The organism is Achromobacter sp. 1011811831, assembly GCF_059760905.1.
This window is the reverse complement of sequence record NZ_JCBANG010000143.1, coordinates 1-11,088: the sequence shown is the minus strand read 5'-3', so window position 1 is coordinate 11,088 and position 11,088 is coordinate 1. Positions and strand designations below refer to the sequence as shown.

At 69.8% G+C, this 11,088-nt stretch carries 11 protein-coding genes; all 11 read left to right on the top strand.

The features are described 5' to 3' along the window. Window positions 1–235: 235 nt before the first annotated feature. Window positions 236–1,855 (top strand): ShlB/FhaC/HecB family hemolysin secretion/activation protein, encoded by a 1,620-nt coding sequence (locus AC6LJ9_RS29390; RefSeq protein WP_498150292.1) that lies wholly within the window; start codon window positions 236–238, stop codon window positions 1,853–1,855. 37 nt (window positions 1,856–1,892) lie between these two features. After that, on the top strand, window positions 1,893–3,800 hold the full coding sequence (locus AC6LJ9_RS29385) for a DUF2341 domain-containing protein (RefSeq protein ID WP_498150291.1): 1,908 nt from the start codon (window positions 1,893–1,895) through the stop codon (window positions 3,798–3,800). A 9-nt stretch (window positions 3,801–3,809) separates the two neighbouring features. Then, a complete protein-coding gene (locus tag AC6LJ9_RS29380) occupies window positions 3,810–4,229 on the top strand; it encodes an ExbD/TolR family protein (RefSeq protein WP_103275596.1) in 420 nt (139 codons plus the stop codon). A gap of 17 nt (window positions 4,230–4,246) precedes the next feature. Beyond that, window positions 4,247–4,960, top strand: a complete 714-nt coding sequence (locus AC6LJ9_RS29375) for an energy transducer TonB family protein (RefSeq protein ID WP_212321285.1) — start codon at window positions 4,247–4,249, stop codon at window positions 4,958–4,960. A gap of 37 nt (window positions 4,961–4,997) precedes the next feature. Next, complete coding sequence (locus tag AC6LJ9_RS29370) at window positions 4,998–6,692, top strand: putative porin (protein WP_212321287.1); 1,695 nt, start codon at window positions 4,998–5,000, stop codon at window positions 6,690–6,692. A gap of 4 nt (window positions 6,693–6,696) precedes the next feature. Next, complete coding sequence (locus tag AC6LJ9_RS29365) at window positions 6,697–7,458, top strand: DNA repair protein (RefSeq protein ID WP_498150290.1); 762 nt, start codon at window positions 6,697–6,699, stop codon at window positions 7,456–7,458. An 18-nt stretch (window positions 7,459–7,476) separates the two neighbouring features. Further along, window positions 7,477–7,980: a YbjN domain-containing protein gene (locus AC6LJ9_RS29360; protein WP_498150289.1), complete on the top strand. Its 504-nt coding sequence runs from the start codon at window positions 7,477–7,479 to the stop codon at window positions 7,978–7,980. Window positions 7,981–8,077: 97 nt separating this feature from the next. Continuing rightward, window positions 8,078–9,124 carry a peptidylprolyl isomerase gene (locus AC6LJ9_RS29355; RefSeq protein WP_498150288.1) on the top strand — a complete coding sequence of 349 codons (1,047 nt, stop codon included), beginning with the start codon at window positions 8,078–8,080 and terminating at the stop codon, window positions 9,122–9,124. A 13-nt stretch (window positions 9,125–9,137) separates the two neighbouring features. Beyond that, on the top strand, window positions 9,138–9,551 hold the full coding sequence (locus tag AC6LJ9_RS29350; RefSeq protein ID WP_349291676.1) for an antitoxin Xre/MbcA/ParS toxin-binding domain-containing protein: 414 nt from the start codon (window positions 9,138–9,140) through the stop codon (window positions 9,549–9,551). Then, window positions 9,548–10,036: an RES family NAD+ phosphorylase gene (locus AC6LJ9_RS29345; protein WP_498150287.1), complete on the top strand. Its 489-nt coding sequence runs from the start codon at window positions 9,548–9,550 to the stop codon at window positions 10,034–10,036. The genes AC6LJ9_RS29350 and AC6LJ9_RS29345 overlap by 4 nt, the downstream gene beginning before the upstream one ends. Before the next feature lie 77 nt (window positions 10,037–10,113). After that, entirely contained in the window at window positions 10,114–10,974 is an 861-nt protein-coding gene (gene pdxK / locus AC6LJ9_RS29340; protein ID WP_498150286.1) for a pyridoxine/pyridoxal/pyridoxamine kinase, read from the top strand. Window positions 10,975–11,088 lie beyond the last annotated feature (114 nt).

The following is an 11,088-nucleotide window of genomic DNA, read 5'->3' as shown; positions in this document are numbered from 1 at the left end:
GCCCGGAGATTTCCGGGCCCTGGTCCGTTCCGGCGGGCCTTCCCAGGGGCGCCGGCGCTGTTACGTGAAATTTTTCTTACAACGCGCAGTCTCGGGCTCGCCAGTACGTCTAGTAACAAGCAGAAGCTGCGGACGAGGACATGCGGGCAGAAATCCGTCACGAGATTGTCAAGCGCACTGCACGGTAGCGGCCGGCCACTGACCGGTTTTCATAAAAGGAACTGAGTGCATCGCTATGCATGATTTCGAGAGTAAGGGCAGCGCCTTGCGCGCAGCGGGAGCGATCGTCCTGACGCTGGCGGCTGGCGCCGCCTGGGCGCAGGCCGCCGCGCCCGCCGATGCCGCCGCCGCGGCAGCCGACCAGCGCCGCGTCAACGTCAACGAGTACATCGTGCGCGGCAACACCGTGCTGGAGGCGCGCGACATCGAGAAGGCGGTCTATCCGTACCTGGGACCGGACCGCACGCTGTCCGACATCGAGGCCGCGCGCGAGGCCCTGCAGACCATCTACCAGGAGCGCGGCTACCAATCGGTGTACGTGGACCTGCCCGAGCAGCAGGTGGCCGACGGCATCGTCTTCCTGCAGGTGTCGGAAACGAAGGTCGGCCGCGTGCGCGTGGTCGGCGCCAAGCACTATTCGCCGCTGACCATCCGCGATGAAGTGCCCGCGCTGCAGGAAGGCGAGGTGCCGAACTTCAACAAGGCCCAGGCCGAACTGACCAACCTGAACCGCGGCGCCTCGCGCCAGGTGGTGCCGCTGGTCAAGGAAGGCCGCATGCCGGGCACCATGGACGTGGACCTGAAGGTCGAGGACAAGAGCCCCTGGCACGCCAGCGTGGGCCTGAACAACGACTACAGCGCCGACACCAGGAAGCTGCGCAGCACCGCCTCGATCGGCTACGACAACCTGTGGCAGCTGGGCCATTCCGTCAGCCTGACCTTCTTCACCGCGCCGCAGCAGACCGATAACGCCAAGGTCTGGTCCGGCTCGTACTCGATGCCGCTGTCCAACCGCTGGAGCCTGCAGTTCTCCGGCTACAAGAGCGACAGCAACGTGGCCACCATCGGCGGCACCAACGTGCTGGGCAAGGGCCACTCGTTCGGCGTCAGCGCGACCTACAGCATGGAGCCGCAGGGCGAGTGGTACAACTCGCTGACGATGGGCATCGACTACAAGAAGTTCGATGAAACCACGCGCTTCGGCAACAACGAAGAACTCATCCCGCTGAAGTACCTGCCGTTCACGTTCTCGTACAACGGCTACCGCTATTCCGAGTCCTCGCAGAGCAGCGTGGGCCTGTCGATCGTCGGCGCCACGCGCTCGTCCTTCGGCATCGGCAGCGACTGGAAGGAATTCGACGACAAGCGCTATCGCGCCAGCCCCAGCTTCGCGCTGCTGCGCGGCGACGGCACCCATACGCAGAACCTGTTCGGCGACTGGCAGCTGGGCCTGCGCGGCGCCTTCCAGCTTTCGTCCGGCGCCCTGGTGTCCAACGAGCAGTTCTCGGCTGGCGGCGCCACCAGCGTGCGTGGCTACCTGGCCGCCGAGCGCACCGGCGACGACGGCGTGCTCGGCTCGGTCGAGTGGCGCACGCCGTCGCTGGCCCGCTGGCTGGGCCCCAATGTCAACGAATGGCGCTTCTACGCCTTCGCCGACGCCGCCACCCTGCGCCTGCGCGAAACGCTGCCGGAGCAGGACGCCAGCTACTCGCTGGCCAGCGTCGGCCTGGGCACCCGCATGCAGGTGCTGGACTGGCTGAGCGGCTCGCTGGACTGGGGCTACCCGCTCAAGGACGGTCCCAACACCCGTAAACACGATCCCCGACTGAACTTCAACTTGCGCGCCAGCTTCTGAGCGCGCACGCAACCGCATTCCTCCCGGAGTCCTGACCATGCAACGTTTACTGATGTTCCTACTGACCGTGCTGGCCGGCCTAGCGCCGGCGGCCGCCAACGCCTGGTGGCAGGCCGACTGGCAATACCGCAAGCAGATCACCGTGGACACCACGCCGCAAGGCGCGCCGCTGGGCGGCGCCGCCGGCCGTTCGCCGTTGCTGGTGCGCCTGCACACCGGCAACTTCACCTTCGACGGCATCAGCGAGAAGGGCGCCGACATCCGTTTCGTCGCGGCCGATGACCAGACCGTGCTGAACCATCAGCTCGAAGCCTTCGATCCGCTGCTGGGCATCGCCCTGATCTGGGTGGACGTGCCCGAGCTGGCCGACGGCCAGCGCCAGGAAATCTGGATGTACTACGGCAACCAGAAGGCCCCGGCCTCGGCCAATGGCCAGCTGACCTTCGACCCGAACTACACGCTGGTCTACCACTTCGACGGCGCCGCCGGCGCGCCGCCGCGCGACACCACCGCCTACAGCAACCACGCCCAGACCCCGACCACCGCCGCGGTGGACGGCGTGATCGGCCGCGCCGCGCAGTTCGCAGGCGGCGCGCCGCTGATGCTGCCCGCGAGCCCCTCGCTGGCCATCCCGGCCGCCGGTTCCTTCACGTTCAGCGCCTGGGTGCGCGCCGACCAGCCCGCTGGCGAGCAGCTGATCTACGCCCGCCGCGACGCCGGCAACTCGCTGCTGGTCGGTATCAACCAGGGCGTGCCCTTCGTCGAGGTCAACGGCCAGCGCAGCCAGCCTGGCCAGCCCCTGGCCCCGGCCGCCTGGCAGCACGTGGCCGTGACGGCCGACGGCAGCAAGGTCAACCTGTACGTCAACGGCCGCGTCTCGTCGTCGCTGGCCGCCAGCCTGCCGCCGCTGAACACCGTCGCCGCCCTGGGCGGTGACGTGCCGGCTCCGGCCGTCGCCCCGCCTGCCCCCGCCGCGCCCGCCGCCGACGGCCAGGCGCCGGTCGAAGCCGCGCCCGTCCGTCCGGTCTATGCGCCGTTCGTGGGCGCCATCGACGAAGTGCGCCTGTCCAAGATCGCCCGCCCCGCCGCGCTGATCCTGGCCGACGCCACCGCGCAGGGCGCCGAATCGCGCCTGGTGGCTTATGGCACCGACGAAGAGCAGTCCGGCTTCGGTTTCGGCGGCCTGGGCTTCCTGCTCAAGGCCGTGCCGATCGACGCCTGGGTCATCATCGCCATCCTGGTCGTGATGATGGTGCAGTCCTGGTTCATCATGATCAGGAAGAGCCGCAACGTGGCCCGCGTGGCCCGCGCCAACGACGCCTTCCGCGAGTCGTTCGCCAAGGTCGGCAAGCGCCTGGAACTGCTGGCCGACGACGCCAACCTGGCGCGCTCGCTGGAGCATGCCCCGCTGTGGCGCCTGTACCGCGTGGCGGTCAATGAAATCCGCACCCGCCGCGAACAGGGCGCCGACACCAGCTCGATCTCGGCCGCCACCATCGAAGCCATCCGCGCCTCGATGGACGCCGTGCGCACCAAGGAAAACCAGGTGCTGGGCGCCAAGCTCGGCTCGCTGTCCAACGCCATCGCCGGCGGCCCGTACATCGGCCTGCTGGGCACGGTGCTGGGCATCATGGTGGTGTTCCTGGGCACGGCCATGGCCGGCGACGTGAACATCAACGCCATCGCGCCCGGCATGGCCGCCGCGCTGCTGGCCACCGCCATGGGCCTGTTCGTCGCCATCCCGGCCCTGTTTGGCTACAACCGCCTGGTCTCGCGCAACAAGGAAGTCAGCGCCGACATGCGCGTGTTCGTCGACGAGTTCGTCACGCGCCTGGCCGAAGTGCATGGCGAGACGCAGGAGCAGGAAGCCGCCCACCATCCCGCGCCGCGCGCCGCCGGCCGCCCCGCGGTCCGCGAAGCGCAGCCCGCCGCCGCCGAAGCATAAGGAGATCCCATGGCTTCCGTATCCGCCGCCCAGGATGATGACGACGACGCGCCCGTCGACGGCATCAATATCACGCCGCTGGTCGACGTGCTGATGGTGGTGCTGGTCATGTTCATCCTGACCGCCACCGCGCAGATCGCCGGCATCAAGGTCAACCTGCCCAAGGCCAGCTCTTCGATGGCCCTGTCGCAGCCCAAGACCAAGGCGATCTCCGTCAACGATGCCGGCCAGGTCTTCCTGGACGCCTATCCGGTCACCCTGCCCGAGCTGGAGGACAGGCTGCGCACCGAGAAAGCGCTCAACCCCGACTTCCCGGTCATCGTGCGCGGCGACGCCGCCGTGCAGTACCAGAAGGTCGTGGAAGTGCTGGACCTGCTGCGCCGCCTGGAACTCGCCCAGGTCGGCCTGGTCACCGGCAAGCCGCAATAGGGGCCGAGGCAAACGTCATGTCGTTTCCTGAATCCGATTCCCCGCGCGCGCAGCGCCCGGCGCTGCGCTGGCTGAAGCTGGCGGCGGTGGCCGTGGCGCTGGCCGCCGCGGCCTATCTGCTGTGGCGCTGGGCCAATGACATGTCCGGCGTGCGGCGCGAGCCGCCGAAGGTGTCGGCCATCATCCCGCTGCCTCCGCCGCCTCCGCCGCCGCCCGAGCCCGAGAAACCGCCGGAGCCCGAGCAGCCGAAGGAAGAGCAGCAGCCCGTGCCCGAGCCCGAGCCGGTGCCCACGCCCGAGCCGCCCAAGCCGCAGGACGAGGCGCCGCCTCGGCCGGCCGACGACCTCGCCAACCCGATGCAGATCGATGGCGACGCGCAGGCTGGCAACGACGCCTTCAACATCGGCGCCGGCCAGGGCAAGGGCATGTCGGGCGGCGGCGGCGGCCGCGCCGGCAACGCCACGTACAGCCAGTACCTCGCCTACGCGCTGCAGAAGATCCTGCGCGAGGACGAGCGCACCCGCAACCTGACCTTCCGCCTGCAGGCCAACATCTGGCTGACGGCGAGCGGGCAGGTCACGCGCGTCGAGCTCACCAAGTCCAGCGGCGATGCGGACGTCGACGCCCGCGTGGTGGCGGCCTTGCGCGCGGTGCCTGCGCTGGACGAACGTCCGCCGGCCTCGGTCAGCATGCCCATCCGCGCCTCGCTGACCGGCCGCCGCCCCTCCTGAAATCACGAACCGAACAGATCCCTGGAGTGTCAAGACAATGAAGTTCCAACTCAACCGACTGGCCGCCGCGCTGGCCCTGGCCGCCGCGGGCGCCGTGGCGCTGCCGGCGCAGGCCGCGCCGGCCCCGTCCGAGAACGCGACCGTCAACCTGATCCGCTTGCTGGTGCAGCAGGGCGTCATCAAGCAGGACCAGGCCGACGCGCTGGTGGCGCAGGCCGAGGCCGAGGCCAAGAGCGCGCGCGCGACCGGCAATGACCGTGGCGCCGCCGTGGCGCAGGCCGGCGACGTGCGCGTGCCGTACATCCCGCAGACCGTGCGCGACCAGATCCGCGACGAGGTCAAGGCCGAAGTGATGACCCAGGCCAAGGAAGAGAACTGGGCTCAGCCGAACACCTTCCCCGACTGGGTTTCGCGCATCACCGTCGAGGGCGATGTGCGCGTGCGCGACGAGTCGCGCCTGTACTCGGGCAGCAACAGCAACGAAATCACCGATTTCGCGCGCATGAACGCCAAGGGGCCGTACGACGTCAATCCGCAAGGCGGCAACAGCTACCCGCCGATGCTGAACACGCGCGAAGACCGCCGCAACCAGCTGCGCGTGCGCGCCCGCCTGGGCGTGCGCGCCGAGCTGTCCGAGTCCTGGACCGCCGGCATCCGCCTGGCCACGGGCAGCGACGACAGCCCGGTGTCGACCTCGCAGACGCTGGGCGGCGGCATGTCCAAGAAGGACATCTGGCTGGACCAGGCCTACCTGACCTACCGTCCGACCAAGTGGGCCACCGTCACCGGCGGACGCATCGGCAATCCGTTCGATTCCACCGACATGCTGTTCTCGAACGACCTGAACTTCGACGGCGTGGCCGCGATCTTCAAGCACCCGCTGCAGGGCCGCGACGTGACGCTGTTCGGCACGCTGGGCGCCTTCTCCACCGAGTACAGCGCCAATGGCTGGAACTCGTCGTCCTTCAAGGAAGGCAAGAGCGAGGACAAGTGGCTGCTGGCCGCCCAGGCCGGCGCCGAGTGGAAGGTCAACAACAAGAACACGCTGCGCGGCGCGCTGGCCTACTACCATTTCGACAATATCGCGGGCAAGCGCTCCAGCCCCTGCTCGCCGTGGAACGGCGACCAGAACTGCGATACCGACTGGTCGCGTCCGGCCTTCATGCAGAAGGGCAACACGCTGTTCCTGCTGCGCGACATCATGGCCAATCCGGCCAACCCCGGCGCCACGCCGCAGCCGCAGTTCGTGGGCCTGGCCTCCAAGTTCGACCTGCTGGACGTGAACCTGCGCTGGGACACGCGCGTGTTCGACGGCCTGGGCCTGCGCCTGAACGGCAACTACATCCGCAACCTGGCTTACAGCAAGGGCAAGATCTGGAGCCGTTCGCAGGGTCACCTGGTCAACAACTTCAACGAGAACGGCGAAGTGCAGAGCGGTCCGAACGCCTGGATGCTGCAGGCCACGCTGGGCCGTTCGTTCGACCTGAAGGAGAAGGGCGACTGGCTGGCCTTCGTCGGCTACAAGTACATCCAGCCGGATGCCTTGCCCGACGGCTTCAACGATTCGTCGTTCCACCAGGGCGGCACCAACGCGCGCGGCTACTACATCGGCGGCAGCTACGCCTTCGACAAGAACGTCTATGGCGTGTTGCGCTGGATGAGCACCAAGGAAGTCTACGGCGCGCCGCTGGCCATCGACACCATGCAGTTCGAGATCAACGCCAGGTTCTGAGGCCATGGACATGCACACCGTATGGGATGAATCCGGCCAGGCCGCGCCGCTGTCGGCCGGGCGCGGCCGCCGGCTGGCGGCCATGGCGGCGCTGTGCGCCGCGGGCCTGACGCTGGGCGCCGCCGCGCAAGCCGAAAGCATGGAAGAGAAGCTGCGCGCGCAGCTGCGCAGCACCACGCAGCAGCTGCAGCAGATGCAGAGCGAGCAGGCCCAGGTCAACGCCGCCAAGGCGGCGGCCGAGGCCCAGCGCGACGCGGCGCAGAAGGAGCTGGAAGCCTTGCGCGGCCAGCTTTCCCGCGTCCAGGGCCAGGCCGAGAAGCTGTCGCAGCAGCAGAGCGCGGTGCTGGAAAGCGCCCAGTCGCAGATCGCCGCCAGCAACGCCCAGCTGGGCAAGTTCAAGGGCGCCTACGACGAGCTGCTGGTCCTGGCGCGCACCAAGGAAAGCGAGCGCGCCAAGCTGGCCGGCGCGCTGGCCCAGCGCGACGAGCAGGTCAAGAGCTGCGTCGCCAAGAACCGCGAGATGTACCAGGCCGGCAAGGACATCCTGAACGCCTACGAGCGCGTCAGCACGGGCGACATGATGGCCATGCGCCAGCCCTTCGCCCGCAGCGCGCGCGTGAAGTTCGAGGAACAGGCGCAGGAGTACGGCGACAAGCTGTACGACGCGCAGGTCCCGGCCTCGGCCGCCGCCATCGCCTCGCCCAAGCCCGGCGCGCCGGAACCGGGCGCCGCCGACGCGTTCACCATGCAGACCCAAACCAAATAAACCCGCAAGGAAATGACGATGACCGACTCCAACCTGATTCTCGACGTGAGCGCCGAACGCCTGCAGGAAGTGCTGCAATCGGCCGGCTACCGCGTCACCGTGTCCGAGCAGAACGGCATGGTGCAGCTGCTCAGCGCCAGCCAGGGCGTGGGTTTTGCCGCGCGCATGGGCAACCCGGCGCTGCCGGAAGGCCAGTTCCTGGACTACACGCTGAGCTGCGCGCTGCGCGTGCAGGGCGAGCTGCCGGCCGGCCTGGCCGAGCGCTGGAACGTGGAAAAGCGCTTCGCCCGCCTGACCGTGCAAGGCGCCTTCCTGGTGCTGGAACTGGACGTGATCGTGGCCGGCGGCGTGTCCGAGAACTATCTGCTCGCCACCACCGAACTGTGGGACCGCCTGCTGCAGGAATTCCTGCTGTTCCTGCGCGCCAACGCCGCGCCGGGCGCCGGCGAGGAAACCGGCCAGTCCCAGGAATCGCTGTCCGAGGCGCAGGCCGAATCCGCGGCCGAGCCGACGACGCACTAAGGCCCGCGGGGCGGCGCCCCGGGCAGGAGTCCGCGATCGCGGATCCGGTCCGTGTCCGCCGCCCGCCGCGAGCGCTTGCCAGCTTGTGAGACAGACCATGAACAGCATCCTGAAACAGCCCACGAAAGTCCGTATCGCCGCCGCCGTGCTGCTGGTCGCCGGCGCGGCCGGCGCGGTCGCGCTGATGCGCGGCAGTCCCGCCCAGAGCAGCGAAAGCAAGCCCGCGCCGCAGGCCGCCGCCAAGCCGGCCCCGGTCGCCGCGCCCGCCGCCGGCGCCAAGCCGCCGGCCGTGGCCACGCTGGGCGCGGTGCAGGTGGATCGGGACGAGCTGCAGCGCCAGCTGCAGGCGCTGCCGCCGCAGGCGCGCGCGCAGCTCAAGGACAACCGCGCGGGCCTGGATCAATGGCTGCGCGCCCGGCTCGCCGAGAAGGCCTTGATCGAACAGGCGCGCGTCCAGGGCTGGCAGGACAAGCCCGAGGTCAAGCGCGCCTTCCAGGCGGCGCAGGAACAGATCCTGATGCAGAGCTACCTGGTATCGGTCAGCCGCGCGCCCGACGACTATCCGGCCGAGGCCGACCTGGCCGCCGCCTACGAGCGCGCCAAGCCGCAGCTGGCCCAGCCCGCGCTGTACCGTGTCAGCCAGATCTTCCTGCCGGCGCCGCTGGGCGACGCCGAGGCCGTGGCCGCCGCGCGCAAGCAGGCGCAGGACCTGGTCAAGCGCGCCCAGGCGCCCAAGGCCGATTTCGCCGCGCTGGCGCGCGCCAACTCGCAGGACGCCAGCAGCCGCGAACAGGGCGGCGACATCGGCTTCCTGCCGCTGGCCCAGCTGACGCCGGAGATGCGTCCGGTGGTCGAGCAACTCAAGACCGGCGACGTGTCGGCCCCGGTGCAGTCCGCCGCGGGCTTTCACATCCTGAAGCTGGCGGACCTGCGTCCGGCCGGCGTGACTCCGTTCGATCAGGTCAAGGGCGAACTGCGCGCCGCGCTGCGCAGCCAGCGTCAGGAACTTGCCGCGCGCGCTTATCTGGAGGGCTTGCTGAATGCGGGAACCGTCAGTATCGATGGCGCGGCCCTCAATGCCGCCTTCGAGCAAACCGCGGCCGCCCCGGCGGCCGGCGGCGCCGTCGCGAGCGCCAAGCCCTGAGGCGCCCGAGCCTGTGCCCGCGCTCGCGCAGCGCCTGGATGACAGGTTGCTGCAGGCGCTGGGCCAGGCCGATCCGCCCGTCAGCGTCCAGAGCGCGGCGGCCCTGATCCAGGCGCTGCGCGCCACCTTTTCCGACGAGATGCGCAGATGGTTCCCGCTGGTGCCGGAAGCCGAGCCGGGCCGCGCGCGCGAGGCGGCGCGCGAGGCCAGCCTGGACCTGGCCGACCTGCGCGTGCTCTATCGCGCGCTGCGGGTCGCGTGGCTGGCCGAGCTGGTCTTCGGCGAGCGCGAGCTGGCGCACCGCTGGCTGTGCCAGCCCAAGCGCCGCCTGCACGGCCGGGTGCCGCTGCTGCTGTGCCAGTACGGCCGGTATGCCGCGATGATCGAGCAATGGCTGGTCAACATAGACGAAGGAAACGGCCCATGATCGCGCTTTGGCGCTTGAGCAACAGCCAGGACCTGCAGCCCCGCGGGCGGCCGCCGGGCCGCTGGCATGGCCCCGGCGCGCCGGTGGTGGTGCTGGACGCCAGTCCGGCCGCCGCCGTGTTCGCGCGGCTGGCCCAGGCCGAGGTGGCGCACCCGCGCGCGCTGCCTCGCCATTACTTCCTGCTGGAGGTCGCCGCGCCGGAGAGCGCGGTACAGGACAGCGATGCGCCAGCCAACTGGCTCACCGACCTGCAGGCCACGCGCGCGCTGGGCAATGCCTGGCTGGCGCGCGGCGAGACCGCGCTGCTGCGCGTGCCCTCGGCGGCGGGCGGCCTGCAGTACCTGCTCAATGCCGAGCACCCGCAGCTGGCGCAATGCCAGATCGTGTCGGCGCTGGCCTATCCCTACCTGCCGCATCTGACGGGGCTGGACAGCGCCGTGCTGGACGGGGCTGGCTGGCTGGTCACGGCCCGGCCGGGGGAATAGCCGGGGGCGGGACTAGAATAAGCGGACGCCGCCGCTTGGCGGCGATCCCCTATCCGTTCCCCCGAGGAGCTTGCAGCATGACCGCAACTTCCGCTGCCCCAACGCCAGGCGCAGCGCTGCCCGCCGCCACCGTCCAGGTGGACATCATTTCCATCCAATCCCAGGTCGTCTATGGCTGCGTCGGCAACAACGCCGCCATGCCGGTGTTCCGCAAGGCCGGCTGGCGCGCGCTGGCCGTGCCCACCGTGATCCTGAGCAACACGCCGCACTATCCGACGCTGCATGGCGGAGCCGTGCCCATGGATTGGTTCGACGGCCTGTTGCAGGGGCTGGAAGACCGGGGCGTGACGCGCGTGGCGCGGGCCGTGGTCTGCGGCTACCTGGGACAGCCAGCCCAGGCGGACGCGCTGGCGCGCTGGCTGCCGGCGCTGCGCGCCGCCCGGCCTGACATCCAGGTGCATATCGATCCGGTCATGGGCGACCGCAACGACGGGCTGTACGTGAACGAGGGCCTGGTCGCGCAATACCGCGACCTGCTGGTGCCGCATGCCGACGGCATGACGCCCAATCATTTCGAGCTGGAGCTGCTGGTCGGCCGCAAGCTGGTCACGCTGGATGAAGTGGTGGCCGCCGCCCGCGAACTGATCGCGCGCGGCCCGCGCTGGATCGTGGCCACCAGCGCCGCGCCGGCCGAGGCCGAGGCCGGCACGCTGCGCCTGGCCGTGGTGACGCGCGATGAGGTCACGGTGGTCAGCCATCCGGAAATCGCCATTCCGCCGTCGGTGCATGGCACCGGCGACGTGTTCATGGCGGCCATCACCGCCGCGCTGCTGGCCGGCCAGCCCCTGGCCGAGGCCGCGCGCGACGCGGCGCGGCAGGTCACCGAGGCGCTGGCACGCACGCGCGAGCTGGGCTGGGAAGAGCTGGCGGTGGAATAGGGGCGACGCCGCCCGCGCGCCCTCGCTGGCGGCCGGGCGTCTCTTTTACACATTTCTGGCCTGCCCGCCGTTTAATCAAAGAGTGGTATGTGTGTGGTCGCGGCTGCACAAATA